Annotated in this window: 15 protein-coding genes; 1 reads left to right on the forward strand and 14 read right to left on the reverse strand. The window is 73.2% G+C overall.

The window, feature by feature from the left end; translation table 11 throughout:
• Positions 1-6: 6 nt before the first annotated feature.
• From IEZ03_RS09155 to fakA, 13 genes are all read right to left on the reverse strand, one after another.
• A complete protein-coding gene (locus tag IEZ03_RS09155) occupies positions 7-408 on the reverse strand; it encodes a globin domain-containing protein (protein ID WP_184887043.1) in 402 nt (133 codons plus the stop codon).
• Between the two features lie 516 nt (positions 409-924).
• Positions 925-4,581 carry a chromosome segregation protein SMC gene (smc, locus tag IEZ03_RS09160; protein WP_184887044.1) on the reverse strand — a complete coding sequence of 1,219 codons (3,657 nt, stop codon included), beginning with the start codon at positions 4,579-4,581 and terminating at the stop codon, positions 925-927.
• Positions 4,582-5,190: 609 nt separating this feature from the next.
• Positions 5,191-5,388: a hypothetical protein gene (locus IEZ03_RS09165; RefSeq protein WP_083946295.1), complete on the reverse strand. Its 198-nt coding sequence runs from the start codon at positions 5,386-5,388 to the stop codon at positions 5,191-5,193.
• Between the two features lie 178 nt (positions 5,389-5,566).
• Positions 5,567-5,875 (reverse strand): acylphosphatase, encoded by a 309-nt coding sequence (locus tag IEZ03_RS09170; protein ID WP_184890807.1) that lies wholly within the window; start codon positions 5,873-5,875, stop codon positions 5,567-5,569.
• 109 nt (positions 5,876-5,984) lie between these two features.
• Complete coding sequence (gene mutM / locus IEZ03_RS09175) at positions 5,985-6,890, reverse strand: bifunctional DNA-formamidopyrimidine glycosylase/DNA-(apurinic or apyrimidinic site) lyase (protein ID WP_184887045.1); 906 nt, start codon at positions 6,888-6,890, stop codon at positions 5,985-5,987.
• The gene (gene rnc, locus IEZ03_RS09180) at positions 6,883-7,659 is read right to left on the reverse strand and encodes a ribonuclease III (protein ID WP_184887046.1); all 777 of its coding nucleotides are present in this window, start codon (positions 7,657-7,659) and stop codon (positions 6,883-6,885) included. Before rnc ends, mutM begins: the two co-directional genes overlap by 8 nt.
• Positions 7,660-7,941: 282 nt before the next feature.
• Positions 7,942-8,121, reverse strand: a complete 180-nt coding sequence (gene rpmF / locus IEZ03_RS09185; protein ID WP_131950505.1) for a 50S ribosomal protein L32 — start codon at positions 8,119-8,121, stop codon at positions 7,942-7,944.
• A 1-nt stretch (position 8,122) separates the two neighbouring features.
• Positions 8,123-8,770 (reverse strand): YceD family protein, encoded by a 648-nt coding sequence (locus IEZ03_RS09190; protein WP_184887047.1) that lies wholly within the window; start codon positions 8,768-8,770, stop codon positions 8,123-8,125.
• Between the two features lie 93 nt (positions 8,771-8,863).
• Complete coding sequence (gene coaD, locus IEZ03_RS09195) at positions 8,864-9,343, reverse strand: pantetheine-phosphate adenylyltransferase (protein WP_184887048.1); 480 nt, start codon at positions 9,341-9,343, stop codon at positions 8,864-8,866.
• A 151-nt stretch (positions 9,344-9,494) separates the two neighbouring features.
• Positions 9,495-10,949: a penicillin-binding transpeptidase domain-containing protein gene (locus IEZ03_RS09200; RefSeq protein WP_184887049.1), complete on the reverse strand. Its 1,455-nt coding sequence runs from the start codon at positions 10,947-10,949 to the stop codon at positions 9,495-9,497.
• Positions 10,950-10,979: 30 nt separating this feature from the next.
• Entirely contained in the window at positions 10,980-11,546 is a 567-nt protein-coding gene (gene rsmD / locus IEZ03_RS09205; protein ID WP_184887050.1) for a 16S rRNA (guanine(966)-N(2))-methyltransferase RsmD, read from the reverse strand.
• 81 nt (positions 11,547-11,627) lie between these two features.
• Positions 11,628-13,826 carry an ATP-dependent DNA helicase RecG gene (gene recG / locus IEZ03_RS09210; RefSeq protein WP_184887051.1) on the reverse strand — a complete coding sequence of 733 codons (2,199 nt, stop codon included), beginning with the start codon at positions 13,824-13,826 and terminating at the stop codon, positions 11,628-11,630.
• A 33-nt stretch (positions 13,827-13,859) separates the two neighbouring features.
• The gene (gene fakA, locus IEZ03_RS09215) at positions 13,860-15,470 is read right to left on the reverse strand and encodes a DAK2 domain-containing protein (protein ID WP_184887053.1); all 1,611 of its coding nucleotides are present in this window, start codon (positions 15,468-15,470) and stop codon (positions 13,860-13,862) included.
• A gap of 225 nt (positions 15,471-15,695) precedes the next feature.
• On the opposite strand from fakA, the gene rpmB reads away from it, so the two are divergent.
• A complete protein-coding gene (gene rpmB / locus IEZ03_RS09220; RefSeq protein WP_030164391.1) occupies positions 15,696-15,890 on the forward strand; it encodes a 50S ribosomal protein L28 in 195 nt (64 codons plus the stop codon).
• A gap of 75 nt (positions 15,891-15,965) precedes the next feature.
• Here the strand turns inward: rpmB and thiD are convergent, their stop codons facing one another.
• The gene (thiD, locus tag IEZ03_RS09225) at positions 15,966-16,775 is read right to left on the reverse strand and encodes a bifunctional hydroxymethylpyrimidine kinase/phosphomethylpyrimidine kinase (protein ID WP_184887055.1); all 810 of its coding nucleotides are present in this window, start codon (positions 16,773-16,775) and stop codon (positions 15,966-15,968) included.
• Between the last annotated feature and the right edge of the window lie 36 nt (positions 16,776-16,811).

The raw sequence follows: 16,811 nt of genomic DNA on the forward strand, positions 1-16,811 counted from the left end.
ATCGGGTCAGGAGACGGCCACGGCCTCCGTCATGACCTTCGCGACGAGGCCGTAGGCGGCCGTCCAGTCGCGTTCGAGGTCCTCGTTCCATTCGGGGCCGCTGAAGTAGGCGAGGGTGGCCAGGAGGCTGGCGCCCACCGGGGCGTAGTGGTCTCCGGTGACGCCGAACCCGTGGTGGTGCCGGCCGAGATCACGCAGGAACGGGACGAGCGTGTCGGGGTCGTCGACCGACGAGACGATCTGGGCGAGCGCGGCGAGCAGGACCTCGTGCTGCTTCGCCATGGCCACCGGGAACATCGGCCGCAACCCCGGTTCGCGTGCGAAGAGATCGGCGTAGAAATATTCGGCGACCTCGATGCCGTTCGCGCCCACGAGGGCGAAATTGTCCTTGAGTTTCTGGGGGTCCACGCGCACCACCTTCCGCATTCTCCGTACCGAACGGTGTTCGCCCGGTGGGGAAGCCGGAGAACCACGGTGCACATGGGTAGTGGATGCGTTCCGCCCCTCACAAGCCCGTCAGCGTCGCCACAGGGTCACGGTCAGTGCACACCCTCCGGGCACTCACCCGATAACCGGCGCGAATGCGATGTAACCAACGCGTTATTTGCTGGGAAAAATCATGCGGCACCACCTCTCGCGTCCGCCCGAAATGTGAACACTGATGAGGTGTCGCGTTCCAAGGAACTGGTGACCATTATTTTGATTATGTGAAATTTTCGCGCACCGGCCCCAGCCACCACAGCACCACGCACCGACATCAACGCCTGCGATCGCGTCCGAAGGCAGGTTCCGAGCCTGCGAGGAACCTGATCGCGCAGCGAGCCCCTGGGCGAGCCGGAGCGATGCAGCGATCGCGCGCGGCGCCCGCCGAAGGGAAGGCCCTCTAGGGCCTGACCGCCAAGGGCAATGCAATAGGCACCGCGATCAGTCCCTCAACCGCTGGCTTACCACCTGGGTGACGCCGTCGTTGCGCATGCTGACGCCGTAGAGGGCGTCGGCGCCCTCCATGGTGCGCTTCTGGTGGGTGATCACGATCAGCTGGGACGCCTCGCGCAGTTCCTCGAAGACGGTGAGGAGCCGCTGGGTGTTGGTGTCGTCCAGCGCGGCCTCGACCTCGTCCAGGACGTAGAACGGCGACGGGCGGGCCTTGAAGACGGCGACGAGGAACGCGATCGCGACCAGGGACCGCTCGCCGCCCGAGAGCAGCGACAGCCGCTTGACCTTCTTGCCGGGCGGGCGGGCGGAGACCTCGACGCCGGTCGCGAGCATGTCGCCGGGCTCGGTCAGCGACAGGCTGCCCTCCCCGCCGGGGAACAGCCGGGCGAAGATCCGCTCGAACTCGCGGGCGGTGTCGTCGTAGGCGGTGCCGAAGACCTCCTGGACGCGGTCGTCCACCTCCTTGACGAGGCCGAGGAGCTCGCGCTGGGTCTTCTTCAGATCCTCCAGCTGCGAGGTGAGGAACGCGTGCCGCTCCTCCAGCGCGGCGAACTCCTCCAGCGCGAGCGGGTTCACCTTGCCGAGCTGGTTGAGCTGCCTTTCGGCGGTCCTGGCGCGCTTCTCCTGGACGGTCCGGTCGTACGGGGCGGGCTGGGCGTCCTCTCCCTTGTCCGGGTCGGGCGGCACGGGCTGGTCGGGCCCGTACTCCGACACCAGCGACTCGACTTCCAAACCGAACTCGTCCAGGGCCCGCTGCTCGTACTGCTCCAGGCGGAGGCGCTGCTCGGCGCGGGCGACCTCGTTGCCGTGGACGACGTTGACGAGGCGTTCGAGGGTCGCCGACAGCTCGCGGACCTGGGTGCGGACGACCTTCAGCTCGGCCTCGCGTGCGGCCTTGGCCTGTTCGGCGGCCTCCCGCCGGCGGACGGCCGCGGCCAGGGAGTGCTCGATGCGCTCCAGGGCCGTCCCGGCGCCCCGGTGGACGGCCTTGGCGACCCTTGCCTGCTCCTCGCGCCGGGCGCGGCGCTGGGCCGCGCGGGCGCGTTCCTCGCGTTCGCGGCGGGCGCCGCGTTCGAGGGCGTCGGCGCGTCCGGCGATGGCCTGGACGCGCTCCTCGGCGGTGCGCACGGAGAGGCGCGCCTCCATCTCGACGGCGCGGAGTTCCTGGCAGCGGGCGTTCAGCTCCTCGCGGGCCTCCGTGTCGTGGCCGGCCTCTTCGGCGACCTCCGCGGCCTCCTCCGACTCGGCGAGCCGCATGGCGAGTTCCTCGGCCGCCTCGGTATCGCGTTCCAGGGACTCGTTCGCCGCGTCCAGGGCCTTGGTGAGCCGCTCCGCCTCACCCCTGGCGGCGCGGACGTCGGCCTCCAGGCGGGCGGCGCGCTGGGCCTCCCGGGCGGCCTGCGCGTCGAACTCGCGCAAGCGCGCGCGGACCCGGTCGAGCTCCGCCTGTGCCTGATTGACGCCTGACTGGGCCTCGTTGGCGGCGGCCTCCGCGGCCTCCACCGCCGTCTGGACCGCGTGCTCACGCTCCATGGAGGCCGTGAGGTCGCCGGCCGCGACGCCGGCCGCCGTCTCGGCCGCGGCCTGGTCTTCGGTGGCCTCGTCCAGCGTCGCGCGCATCTGCAGAAGGCTTTGCGCTCCAGCCGCCGCGCCGCCCTGCGCCCAGTGCGCGCCGACGAGCTCGCCATCACGGGTGACGGCGCGCAGCGAGGGCTCCCTCCGGACCAAGGCGGCGGCGGACGGAACGTCGTCCACGACGGCCACATCACGCAGCAGGTGCTCGATCGCGGGACGCACGCCGTCCGGCACGGTGACGGCGTCGACCGCGTAGTCGATGCCGGGGAGGCGACCGGACGCGGCGGCCGCTCCCCCGCCGACGAGCAGCCCGGCCCGCCCGGAGTCGCGGGAGCGCAGCAGCGCGAGCGCGGCCTCGGCCGTGTCCAGGGAGCCGACCGCGATGGCCTCGGCCGCGTTGCCGAGCGCGGCGGCGATCGCCGTCTCGTAGCCGGGCCGGACGTTCAGCAGCGACGCGACCGTGCCGAGGACGCCGTCGAGCGAGCCGTCCGCGCCCGCGGCCAGCAGGGTCTCCCCGCCGTCGGCGGCACTGGCCAGCGTCAGGCCGAGGGCCTCGATCCGGGCCTGCAGCGCCGCGACCTTCTTCTGCGCGGCCTGGTCCGCCGACCTCGCCGAACCGACGGCGGAGCGCGCCTCCTTGAGCGCGCGGCGCGGGCCGTCCAGCGCCGCGCGCGCCGACTCGGCGGCGTCCTTGGCGGTGGCGAGCGCCTCCTGGGCCGCCTCGTGCTCGGCGGCGAGCTCCGGGTCCTCCACGACCTCGGCCTCGAACGCCTCGAACTCGGCCTGCGCGGCCCCGGCGCGCTGCTCGGCCTCCTCGCGCGCCTCCGCGAGCCGCCCGATCTCCGACCGCCCGGCGGCGGCCTTGCTGCGCAGCGCCTCGACGCGGCCGCGCAGCCGGGCGAGCTCCTCGCGGCGGTCGGCGGCGGCGCGGGCGGCGGCCTGCAGCCGCCGTTCCTCGGCGGCCAGCGCCTCCTCGGCGCCCGACCGCTCCCCGACGGCCGCGGAGAGCCCGTCCTGGGCCTCCTCCAGCGCCGCCCGGAGCATCTCCTCCTGCTCGCGGATCTCCGCGGCCTCGCGCTCCATGTCCTCGGGATCGCGGCCGCGGCGCTCCTCCTCGCGCGCTTCCGCGGCGTTGCGGTGCCGCTCGGCCGCGAGGTCGGCGACGCCCCGCAGCCGCTCCTTCAGCGCCGACAGCCGGAACCAGGTGTCCTGCACCTGGGCGAGCCGGGGCGCCTGCTCGGCCTCCTCGGCCTCCAGGACGCGCTCGCGCTCCTGCGCCTCGTTCAGCGCCCGCTCGGTCTCGGTGCGGCGCTCCCGGATCGCGGCCTCGTCCGCGGCCTCCTGCTCCAGCCTCGTCCGCAGCGTGACCAGGTCGTCGGCCAGCAGCCGCAGCCGGGCGTCGCGGAGATCGGCCTGGATGACGGCGGCCCTGCGGGCGATCTCGGCCTGCTTGCCCAGCGGCTTCAGCTGCCGCCGCAGTTCACCGGTGAGATCCTGGACGCGGGTGAGGTTCCCCTGCATCGCGTCGAGCTTGCGGAGCGCCTTCTCCTTGCGCTTGCGGTGCTTCAGTACGCCGGCCGCCTCCTCGATCACCGCGCGGCGTCCCTCCGGGCCCGAGTGCAGGACGCGGTCGAGCTGCCCCTGCCCGATGATGACGTGCATCTCGCGGCCGATGCCGGAGTCGGAGAGCAGCTCCTGGATGTCCAGCAGCCGGCACGGGTCGCCGTTGATCGCGTACTCGCTGCTGCCCGACCGGAACATCAGCCGGCTGATCGTGACCTCGGTGTAGTCGATCGGGAGGGCGCCGTCGGTGTTGTCGATCGTCAGCACCACCTCCGCGCGGCCGAGCGGCGCCCGGTTGGCGGTCCCGGCGAAGATGACGTCCTCCATCTTGCCGCCGCGCAGGGACTTGGCGCCCTGCTCCCCCATGACCCAGGCCAGGGCGTCGACGACGTTGGACTTGCCCGAGCCGTTCGGCCCGACGACGGCGGTGATGCCCGGCTCGAACTTCAGCGTGGTGGACGACGCGAAGGACTTGAAGCCGCGCAGCGTCAGATTCTTCAAGTACACGCGCTCGCCGTCCTCCTGGAATGTCCGTCGGCACCGCCCGCGACCACCGGCGCGGCTCCTGCGCGCCGCCCCCTGCCCGTGGCCCTACCAGGCGCGACGACGTCCGGGACGGGGGCAGGCGACGCCGTGTTCGTTATACATCGGCCGCGGCCGGCCCGCGGGCGGGACGCGCGGGCGGCGACACGGATTCGGGTCACGACGGCCACGAACCACCAGATGCCCCAAATCCGGACAATTGTCACAGATGTCATCTATTCGGACAGGGTGAATGCGTACCGAAGTTTGCCCGAATCCTGACCGTCCCGCACACACCAGCCCGAGGGTAACACTGCCGCCCGTCTCGGCTCCCGACTTCACCGTCACGCACGGTGGCAATGGGACGACCTCGACGGTCGCGACCGCGGTCGAAGGCAGGTCAGCGGGGATGCGCAATACCTGATCGCGCCCCGGGCCCTTGAGCGGGCCGGGGCGAGGCGGCGATCACCAGCGGCGCCCGCTCCGGAGAGGGCCTGCACGGCCCCGCCGCCGAGGGCGCTGCGGTATGTACCTGCTTCTCAACGCTACAGGGACGCCGGATAGCGGCGTCCCTGTTCAGGAATAAGGCGCTGATCAGGTCAGCGCCGGTTCACGGTCCTTCACCGCAAGGGACATCACATCGTCGTCCGGAGCCGTCGCGAGCGCGTCGTTCTCTGCCTGAAGCCGTACGAGCTCGGCTTCCAGATCACGTACGCGCTGTTGAAGGCGCCGCATCTCCGCGACCATCCGGGGGTCGGGACCGCCGACGTGGCCGAGTAGAGCCTTCGCCATGACTAAGGGTCCTCCACGCTGAGTAACCAGCAGGGATCGCGCACGAGAAACAGCTGAAGTCGGTGCGCGTATCGTCTAGAGTCGCACCGGCCGGTGTCCTGGTCAAGACGCACATCACAGGCCGGTAACAACCTTCCACTACTAGTTTAGCAGGTATAAACCGGAACTCCCTACCCGGTCACCTCTCGTGGAAACCGGGAGCCTCTCCGCGCGGCTCGCTCCAGCGCTCCACCACGCCCGTGACCTTGCCGGGCCTGCCGGGCAGTCCGGCCGGGGAGTCGCCTTTCAGCAGGTCGAGCAGTTTCCGGCACTCCGCATGGGGACCTTCCGCGACGACTTCGACGCGCCCGTCGGCGAGGTTGGTCGCGCTGCCGGCGAGGCCGAGCTCCAGTGCCCGCGCCCGCACCCACCAGCGGAACCCGACCCCCTGGACCCGCCCCCGCACCCAGGCCGTCAGCCGCGCGGTCTCGTCGTCCCCGGTCCCCATCAGCCCCTCCTCGATCGTGGTCACCAAGCGTGCTCAAACGTAACCGCAGCGGGGGTCGGCGCGTCACCCGACCGGCGGACGGGATCGCGCGAGGCGAACCGGCCCGCGGTCAGCGCATGCGGCGCGGACGAGGCTGGCACACGGGGCAGCTGTAGGAGGAGCGGTTCATGAACTCGTCCCGGCGGATCGGGGTGCCGCAGCGGCGGCACGGTTCGTCGCGCCGCCCGTAGGCGTCCAGCGACCGCTCGAAGTAGCCGCTGTCGCCGTTCACGTCGACGTAGAGGCTGTCGAACGAGGTCCCCCCGACGGCCAGGGCGGCCTCCATGACCTCCTGTGCGCCCTCCAGGACGCGCGCGGCCTCCGCCCGGGTCATCGTGTCGGTCGGCCGCCCCCAGTGCAGCCTGGCCCGCCACAGCGCCTCGTCGGCGTAGATGTTGCCGACCCCGCTGATCAGCGACTGGTCGAGCAGCGCCCGCTTGATGCCGGTCCTGCGGCGGCGGAGGGCGCGGAAGAACGCCTCGGCGTCGAAGGCGTCCTCCAGCGGGTCCGCGGCGATGTGCACGATCGGCGCCGGGACGAGCCCGGGGCCCTTCCCGCCGCCGACCGCGTCGGGGACCAGGTCGGTGACCAGGAGGTGCCCGAACGTCCGCTGGTCGACGAAGCGCAGGTCGCGCCCGCCGTCGGCGAAGGCGATCCGCACCCGCAGGTGCTTCTCGCGCTCCCGGTCCGGCTCGCCGACGAGCAGCTGCCCGCTCATCCCGAGGTGGGCCAGCAGCGCCTCGCCCGCCTCGTCCGCCGGGCCGTCCGGCGTGCTCAGCGGCAGCCACAGGTACTTGCCGCGGCGGCGCGGCGGGTGGACGGTGCGCCCGGCGAGGCGCCCGGCGAAGTCGGCGGGGCCGGGCGCGTGGCGGCGCACCGACCGGGGGTGCAGCACCTCGGCGGACGCGATCGTGCGGCCCGCCGTCCAGCTCTCCAGGCCGCGCCGGACGACCTCGACCTCGGGAAGCTCAGGCACCGGCCTGGGCCGCCTGTCCGGCCTGCCTGGCCTGCTCGCCCTGCGCGGCGGCCTCGCGCTCCACGACGATCCGGCGGATCTCGTTCCAGCCGGCCTCGGCAGCGTTCTGCTCGGCCTCCTTCTTGCTGCGGCCCTCACCGGACCCGTAGGTCGTCCCGCCGACGCGGACCGTGGCGCGGAACGTCTTCTGGTGGTCGGGGCCGCTCTCGGAGACGTGGTACTCGGGGACGCCGAGCTCCTCCACTGCGGTGAGCTCCTGAAGCGAGGTCTTCCAGTCCAGCCCGGCGCCGAGGCCCGCAGAACGGTCGATGAGCGGGTCGAAGAGCCGGTGCACCAGGGCGGACGCCTCGTCCAGGCCGCGGTCGAGGTAGACCGCGCCGATCAGCGCCTCCAGCGTGTCGGCGAGTATCGACGCCTTGTCGCGGCCGCCGGTCCCCTCTTCGCCGCGGCCGAGGCGGATGTGCGCGCCGACGCCGAGGCCCCGCGCGACGCCCGCGAGGGCCCGCATGTTGACCACGGCGGCGCGCAGCTTGGCCAGCTGCCCCTCGGGCAGGTCGGGGTGGCCCCGGAACAGGGTGTCGGTGACGACGAGCCCCAGCACCGAGTCGCCGAGGAACTCCAGTCGCTCGTTGGTGGGGAGCCCGCCGTTCTCGTAGGCGTAGGAACGGTGGGTCAGTGCGCGTTCGAGCAGTTCGGCGTCGACGTCCACGCCGAGCGCGCCGGTCAGTTCCGCGCGGTCCGGCGCGGGGTCGCTTTTCTTGCCGCTCACAGGGCCCTCCTCGCAGGCCGTGCACCGCGCAGGGCGCGGTCGCGTCTGTGGCGCGCGGCCGGGCGGCCGGGACGGCGAGGACGCTCGGCGAGGGAAGGTCCGCGAAGACGAGGTGCGCGCCGGTCGGTGATCCCGGCGTGCACCACGGCTCCGGGCGCGCTCTCCGCGCCGGTCACCACGCCGACGTCTCGCGCCGGGGTGGTCGGGGTGCCGGTCCTGCCGCACCGCAGGGGGCGGGCCGCGCCGTCCGCGCGGATCCGCCCCCCGGGATGCGAGAAGACCTCAGGACGACGGGGTGATGACCTGCCGCCGGTTGTAGGTGCCGCACGTCGCGCACGCGGTGTGGGGCAGCTTGGGGTCGCGGCACGTCGGGCACTCGACCAGGTTCGGCGCGGTGGCCTTCCACTGCGCACGCCGGTGCCGCGTGTTGCTGCGCGACTTCTTCCGCTTGGGGACGGCCACGTCAGCCCTCCTGCTTTCCTTCTCGTCGGTCGGATGAACCACGGGGGCCTGAGCTCCCGTCCCCCCGGCCGGGGGGAGCCGGCGCCAGGTCGCCGGCGAGATCCTGCAGCGCAGCCCACCGGGGGTCGGCGGCCGCGTGGCGGTGGCCCGGCTCGGCGTCCGCCAGCCGTACACCGCAGTCCGGGCACAGGCCCGGACAGTCCTCCCGGCACAGCGGGGAGAGCGGCAGCGCGAGCACCACCGCGTCCCGCAGGACGGGCTCGAGGTCGATCAGGTCGCCCTCGAGGCGGAGCTCCTCGTCGTCGGCGTTCCCGCCGGAGCGGGTGTCGCCGTAGACGAACAGTTCCTGGAAGTCCGCCTCGAAGGTCGAGGCGATCGGGTCGAGGCAGCGGGAGCACTCCCCCTGGAGGGGGACCGTCGCCGTACCGGTGACCAGCACCCCCTCGAGTACCGCTTCGAGCCGGAGGTCCAGCTCGATCGCGGCGCCCTCGGGGACGCCCACCATCTCGACGCCGAAGTTCTCCGGTGCCGGCACGGACAGGTGCTCCTCCCGCGACGACCCGGGTTGCCTGCCCAGCGCCCGGGTGTCGAGCACGAGCGGGGCGTTGGGGTCGCGGCGAGTCAGTGGATTCCTGCTTTCGTGAGGCATGGGAGAGCCGGCGGCTGTCGATGGCCGATGTCACAGGATACCGAAGCTTCGGCAGTGCCCCCAACTCGCGGCCGCCTCACCAGGGCCGGGCCCTCACTCCTGCCGGAGGCGGTCCACCAGCCGGTCGTGCACGAGGTCCGGGACGAGGCCGGAGGCGTCGCCGCCGAACTTCACGACTTCTTTCATCAGGCTTGACGAGAGGAACGCGTACTCCGGGTTCGTCGCCATGAAAAGCGTCTCGACACCGGCTATCCGGTGGTTCATCTGGGCCATCTGCAGCTCGTACTCGTAGTCGCTGACGGCGCGGAGCCCGCGCACGATGACCGGGATGTCCTGCTCTTTGCAGTAGTCGACGGTGAGCCCGTAGAAGGTGTCCACCCGGACGTTGCCGTACTCCTTGGTGACCTCGGTGATCATGCCGGCCCGTTCCTCGACGGTGAACAGGCTCTTCTTGTTCTTGTTGATCAGCACGGCGACGACCACCTCGTCGTAGAGACGGGAGGCGCGGCTGATGATGTCGAGATGCCCGTTGGTGACGGGGTCGAACGATCCCGGACAGACGACACGGCGCACGGTGCGAACCCCTTCGGTCCCGGTTTCTGACCTGCGGCGCGAACGTACCAAATCGTATTCGGCCTGCTTTCACCCGGGCTCGCCCGAGCCTCCCGAAGCGCCGCGGGCGGGCGGATCCGGGCGCGGATCCGGACGCGGCGCACCGGCGGGCCTACTCGCGGCTGAGGGCGGCGACGATCCGGGCGGCGATGGGGCCGGACTCGATGCCGTACCCGGGGGCCTCGGTCAGCACCGCCACGGCGTACTCGGGGTTCTCTCGGGGCCCGAAGCCGATGAACCAGCGCTCGTTGTAGGAGGCGCCCTCGACGTCGGCGGTCCCTGTCTTGCCGCCCAGGATGGACGTGCCCCGCAGCGACCTGCCGGTGCCCCTCTGGACCACGGCCTCCATCATGTCCCGCATCTGGGCGGCCTGCTCGGAGCTCAGCGCCCGGGACATCCGGCGGGGCGAGACGTCGTCCACCGTCCGGCCGCCGGGGGCGCGGAACTTCTCGATCAGCCGGGGCCGCATGACCACCCCGTCGTTGACCGCCGCGGCGGCGACCATGGCCATCTGCAGCGGCGTGGCGACCGTGCTGCCCTGGCCGATGGAGCCGAGCGCGCTGAGCGCCGCCTCGCCCGTCTCGGGGAAGGACGAGGCGGCGCTCAGCACGCCGTCCGCGTACTCGATGCGGTCGCCGAACCCGAAGGCGGCGGCCTTCTCGTGGACGGCGCCGTTGCCCGGCTCCTCAGCCCCCATGTAGGCGAACGTGGTGTTGCACGACTGCGCGAACGCCTCGATGAGCGGGATGCGGGCGCGGTCGCACGATCCGCCGATGTCGGCCGCGTCGTTGTTGATCGCCTGCCCGGCGCCGGGCGGCCGGTAGCTCCGGCCCGCCGTGACCCCGGTGTCCGAGGTAGCCCCGGCCTCCAGGGCGGCCGCCGCGACCACGGCCTTGAACGTCGAGCCGGGCGGGAACAGCTCCTTCGCGGCCTTGTCGAGCAGCGGTTTGAGCGGCTGGGCGTTGAGCCGCTCGAACGCCGCCGTCGCCCGCTCCCCGTCGAGGGTGGACACCTCGTTCGGGTCGTAGGTCGGCGTGGACGCCAGCACCCGGATCGCGCCGGTGTCGGCGTCGAGGACCACGGCGGCCGCCCGCCGCGCGCCGGCGGCGCTGAGCGCCTCGTACGCGACGCGCTGCGCCCGGACGTCGACGGTGGCCTCGACCGTCCCGCCCGGCACCTTCTTGCCGAGGATCTTGTCGATGAGGTTGGCGGTGGCGAGCCGGTCGTCGGTCCCGTCGAGGAAGTGGTTCGCGGCCTCCTCCAGCCCGGTCTGGGAGAAGACGGAGAAGTAGCCGGTGACCGGCGCGAACACCGGCCCCTCGCGGTAGCGGCGCCGGTAGCGCTCGTCGCCGGCCTTCTCCGACCAGGCGAGCCGGACGCCGTCCGCCACGATCGGCCCGCGGTCGACCTTGAAGCGGTCGTCCAGGCGGCGGGAGTTGAGCGCGGAGTCCCGCAGTTCCTCGGCCTGGAAACCCTGCACGTAGGTGATGTTCGCCATGAGCGCGGCGGCCAGCACCAAGGTGACGACCCAGGTACGGGTCAACGCACGGTCGATCCCGGGCCTCATGCGCGTCCTCCTACCCGAACCGCCGTGGTCTCAACGGCCGGTCGCGCGGCCGTACCAGAACATCGCCTCGCCGTAGCGGCGGTCCCGCTCGGCCTCGAAGCCGTCCGGCCAGCGCAGCGCCGGGCCGCGCGCGGCGCGCTCCACGACGACCAGCGCGTCGGGTGCGGCCCATCCGTGGTCGCGGAGGTCCTCCAGCAGGGCGGTGACGGACGCGTCCGGCAGCGGGTACGGCGGGTCCGCGAAGATCCAGTCGTAGGGCTCGTCCGGCGGCGTGCGGACGAGCCGCTCCGCCTTCTCCGGGCACGGGACGGCGCCGGGCAGCCCGAGCGCCTCGGCGTTCTGCCGGATCACCCGCATCGCGCGCGGATGCGACTCGACGAGCAGCGCGTGGGCGGCGCCCCGGGAGAGCGCCTCCAGCCCGACCGCCCCGGACCCCGCGTACAGGTCGGCGACGCGCAGGCCGTCCAGCGGGCCCAGAAGGGCGAGGACCGTGGCGAACAGGCCCTCCCTGGCGCGGTCGCCGGTGGGCCGTGTGTCCCGTCCGGGCGGGACGGCGAGCCGCCGCCCTCCCGCGATCCCCGCGATGACCCTCGTCATGTCCCCCAGTATCCCGGCGTCCCGGCGCGGCCAAGCACGCCTGCCGGTGCATGGCCACCGACGGCGCGAGGGCCGAGTGGGTCAGGTCTTTTCGAGGAAGTCGGCGCGGTCCTCGTCCAGGAGGGACGCGAGGACGGTGGCCAGGCCGGGGTGGTCGGCCAGGTCCGGGTCGGACTCGACCAGTGCCGTGGCCTCCTCGCGGGCGTCGCGGATGACGTCCTCGTCGCGGTGGAGGGTCAGCAGCCGGAGGCTGGACGTCCGGCCGGCCTGCGCGGCGCCCAGCACGTCGCCCTCGCGGCGCTGCTCCAGGTCGAGGCGGGACAGCTTGAAGCCGTCCGTGGTGGACGCGACGGCGTCGAGCCGCTCCCGGGCCTTGCTTCCGGGCTCGGCGTCGGTGACGAGCAGGCACAGGCCGTGCAGGGAGCCGCGTCCGACGCGGCCGCGCAGCTGGTGGAGCTGGGAGACGCCGAACCGGTCCGCGTCCATGATCACCATCACGGTGGCGTTGGGGACGTCCACGCCGACCTCGATGACGGTGGTGGCGAGCAGCACGTCCAGCTCCCGTGCGGTGAAGCGGCGCATCACCGCGTCCTTCTCGTCGGGATGCAGCTTGCCGTGCAGGACGCCGATGCGCAGGCCGGCGAGCAGCTCCTCCAGCTTGGGCAGCACCTCCATGATGCCGAGCGGGGAGCGGCGGCCGGAGTCGTCGGCGTCGCCCGTGTCCATCGCGTCGCCCTCGTCGCCCTCCTTCTCGCCGATGCGCGGGCAGACGATGTAGACCTGCCGCCCCTGGGCGGCCTCCTCCTTGATGCGCTCCCACGTCCGGGCGAGGAACGCGGGCTTCTCCGGCGGGACCACGTGGGTCCGGATCTCCGACCGGCCCGCCGGAAGCTGCCCGAGGACCGAGGTCTCCAGATCGCCGAAGACCGTCATCGCGACCGTGCGCGGGATCGGGGTCGCCGTCATGACCAGGACGTGCGGGCGGCCGCCGCCGGTCTTCTCGCGCAGCGCGTCCCGCTGCTCGACGCCGAAGCGGTGCTGCTCGTCCACGACGACGAGCCCCAGGTCGGCGAACTGGACGCTCTCCTGGAGGAGCGCGTGGGTGCCCACGACGATCCCGGCGGTGCCGGACGCCGCGTCCAGCAGGGCCTCCTTGCGCGCTTTGGCGCCCTGCGACCCGGTGAGCAGCGCGACCCGGGTCGCGTTCTCCGCTCCTCCGATCCGCCCGGCCTCCGCCAGGTCGCCGAGCATGCCGGTGATCGACCGGTAGTGCTGCTGGGCGAGCACCTCGGTGGGCGCGAGCAGCGCCGCCTGCCCGCCGTTGTCGACCACCTGCAGCATCGCCCGCAGCGCGACCACGGTCTTACCCGCTCCGACGTCGCCTTGGAGGAGGCGGTGCATGGGGTGCCCCCGGGCCAGGTCGGCGGCTATCTCGTCGCCGACCTGGCGCTGGCCCTCGGTGAGTTCGAAGGGCAGGCGCGCGTCGAACTCCGCCTGGAGGCCGCCGAAGGCGGGCGGGCGCGGTGTCGCGGGGAGCGCGGCGGCGGCGAGGCGGCGCTGGGCCAGGGCGACCTGGACGACGAACGCCTCGTCCCACTTCAGGCGGGCACGGGCCTTGCCCAGCTCGTCCCAGGTGCGGGGGCGGTGGATGCCCTCGTACGCCTCGCGCAGGCCGGTGAGGCGGCGGCGGCCGAGCAGCGCGCCGGGCATCGGGTCCGCGGGCAGGGTCAGCTGGTCGAGGACGGTGCCGACGGACGTGCCGATCGTCTCGATGGGCAGCGCCTTGGTGGACGGGTAGATCGGGATGATCTCGTCGGCCCACTCCTGGGCGGCCTCCTCGGCGCCCTTCTCCGCGACGACCTTGTACTGCGGGTGGGTGAGCTGCCGCACCTCCTTGCCGCTGCGGGGCCGGTAGGTGCTGATCTTCCCGGCGAACAGGCCGCGGGTGCCGGGCGACAGCTCCTTCTCGGGCCGGTAGGAGCCCTTGCGGCCGAAGAAGCTCAGCTTCAGCTGCCCGGTCCCGTCGGTGACGGTGATCTCCAGGACGTAGCCGGGGCTGCGGGTGAGGCTGCGGCCCTGGACCTTGACGACCTCCGCCATGACCGTGACGTGCTCGCCGTCCTGCAGGCCGCTGAGCTGGGTGAGCTCCCCGCGGTGCGCGTAGCGGCGCGGGTAGTGGTGCAGGAGGTCGCCGACCGTGTGCAGGTCGAGGCCCTTCCTCAGCGCGTTGGCCGTCTTGTCGCCCAGGACCTTGCTCAACGGCTCGTCGAGATTCGCCACGCAGTCTTTTCTAGCCCATGGCGGGGACGGGAATCACTCGACGCCGATGAGGAGCGGGTACCGTTCCTGGCCCCCGTCGTACACGCCGACCTCCACGTCGGGATGGTCGCCGCGCAGATGGTCTTCGAGCGCGCCGGCGAGGGCGGGCGGCGCGTGCACCCCGGCGATCAGCGTGACGAGCTCTCCGCCGCCGGACAGCATCCGGTTCAGGAGGTGCCGGGCGACCTCGGCGACGTCCGCGCCGATCGTGACGACGTCGCCCTCGATCAGGCCGAGCACGTCGCCGGGCCGGCACAGCCCGACGCTCGTGACCGCCTCCTGCTCCGCGACCTCCAGGTGGCCGAAGCGGGTGGCGCCGGCGGCGCGGGTCATCTCGATGACGTCCTCGCCGAAGCGGCGCAGCGGGTCGTGCACGGCGAGCGCCGCCATCCCCTGGACGGACGCCTTCGTCGGCACGACCGCGATCCGGGCGCCGCTGTCCCGCGCGCGTTCCGCGGCGGCCTCGGCGAGGGCGAGGACCTCGGGCTCGTTGGGCAGGACGGCGACCTCGTCGCCCGCCGCGAGGATCGCGTCCGCCAGCACCGCGAGCGGCGGCACCGTGCCGCTCTCCCGCCGGACGACCCGCGCGCCGCACTCCTCGAACAGCGCGGCGAGCCCGCCGGCGGCGGTGACGGCGATCACCGCGCGCCCGGTGTGCGGCGCGTGCGGCCGCTCCCCGGCGTCGAGGTAGGTGACGCGGATGCGGTGCGGGCGGCCCGCGGCCATGCCCGCCTCGATGGCCGCGCCGGCGTCGTCCACGTGGACGTGGACGTTCCACAGGCCGTCGCCGCCCACCACGACGAGCGAGTCCCCGAGGCCGTCCAGCCGCTCGCGGAGGACGTGGACCGCCTCGTCCGGCGCGTCGAGCAGGTACATGACCTCGTAGCCGGGCCCCTGCGGCCCGGGGTGCTCCTCGGCGGGCGGCGCCCCCGCCGTACGGGGAGGTGCCGCGCGCGGGGGGACCTCGTACCGCTCCGGGTACTCCTCGGTGACCACGGCCGCGAGGACGTCGAGGACCACGCAGAGCCCGGCCGCGCCCGCGTCCACGACCCCGCTCCGCGCCAGCACGTCGAGCTGGCCCGTGGTGCGGCCGAGCGCCCGCCGGGCGCCCGCGGCGGCGGCCCGCGTCACCCCGGCGAGTCCGGTTCCGGACGATTCCGCGCCGCACGCCGCGGCCGCGGCCGCGAGGACGCTCAGGATCGTGCCCTCGACCGGCCGCTCCACCGCCTCGCGGGCCAGGCCCGACGCGTGGGCCAGCGCCCCCGCGAACGCGGTGCCGTCCGGCGGCCCCTCCAGCGGGCCGAGGACGTCGGCGAGCCCGCGGAACACCTGGCTGAGGATCACGCCCGAGTTGCCCCGCGCGCCGAGCAGCGCCCCCTGCGCCAGCGCGCGCCAGATCCGCGCGGAGTCCGGCGGCTCGCCGTCCGGGAGCTCGTCCAGCGCATCCGCCGCCGCGATCACGGTGAGGTACAGGTTCGTGCCGGTGTCCCCGTCCGGGACGGGGAACACGTTCAGCGCGTCGATCTCCGCTCTCGCGCGCCCAAGCGCCTCCGCCGTGAGCCTGCTCCACCGCAGCACCGCCACCCCGTCGAGGACCTCGCCCACGGACCCGCCCCTCTCGCCGTCTCGTCCTCTTCTGTACCGTGCGCGTGCCGTTCCGGGAAGCCGGACGGGCCGCGAGGCGATTCGCGTACCCGGCGCGGCGTCGGCTACTCTGATCCTCGCGCCTCGTCCGAGGCGCCCTCAGTGAGCACCCGTGATGTCCGGCCGCCGTCGGTGGCATCGGGGCGTCGCTCCGGTCCAGAGCATCGACACCACTTGGAGTTTCCCGTGGCTTCCGTCTGCGACGTCTGCGGCAAGGGACCCGGTTTCGGCATGCGCGTCTCCCACTCGCACCGCCGCACCCCGCGCCGCTGGAACCCCAACATCCAGCGCGTGCGCGCCGTCGTGAACGGCAGCACCAAGCGGATCAACGCCTGCACGTCCTGCATCAAGGCCGGCAAGGTCGTCAAGCCGACCGTCTGACCTGATCCCGGACGGCCTCGGCCGGCTCATCGGCCCACCCGGTGAGCCGGCTTTCGCATTCCCGGGCCCGGGTGCTCAGCGGTGGCGCCAGGCGTGGTCGACGGGGCCGATGCCGGAGCCGAGGGGGAAGCCCGCCGCGATCGCGCCCGTCACGTACTCCTTGGACTTCGCCACCGCGGAGGGGACGTCCTCCCCCATGGCCATGTGGGACGCGATGGCGGACGCCAGCGTGCAGCCGGTGCCGTGGGTGTGCCGGTTGTCGTGGCGGGGCGCGGTGAAGCGGTGCTCGTGCTCCCCGTCGAAGAGCAGGTCGGCGGGCTCGCCCGGCAGGTGGCCGCCCTTGATCAGGACCCAGCGGGGGCCGAGCGCCTTGACGGCCTCGGCGGCCTCGCGCATGCCCGCCTCGTCCACCACCTTGACGCCGGTGAGCTGCTCGACCTCGAAGAGGTTGGGGGTCACGACGGTCGCGACCGGCAGCAGTGCCGAGCGGACGGCGTGCACGGCGTCCGGCGCCAGCAGCGAGTCGCCGTGCTTGGACACGCCGACCGGATCGACGACGGCGGGCGCGTCGGTGGCGGCGAGCGCCTCCGCGACGGTCTCGACCAGCACCGTCGACGCGAGCATCCCCGTCTTGATCGCGTGGACGCCGATGTCGGACAGCACGGAGTCGAGCTGGGCGCGCACCGCCTCGGGCGGCAGCTCCCAGTAGCCCTGGACGCCGAGCGAGTTCTGCGCGGTGACGGCGGCGACGACGCTCATCCCGTGGACGCCGAGGGCGAGCATGGTCTTCAGGTCCGCCTGGATCCCGGCGCCGCCGCCGGAGTCGGAGCCCGCGACGGTGAGCACGAGGGGAGGCGCCTGCGCGAGGGACGGGATGGTCGTCATGCCGCCCACTTTATGGCGGTCTGCCGGGTTATGCGA

The sequence above is a fragment of the Actinomadura livida genome, assembly GCF_014648675.1.
Classification (GTDB): domain Bacteria; phylum Actinomycetota; class Actinomycetes; order Streptosporangiales; family Streptosporangiaceae; genus Spirillospora; species Spirillospora livida.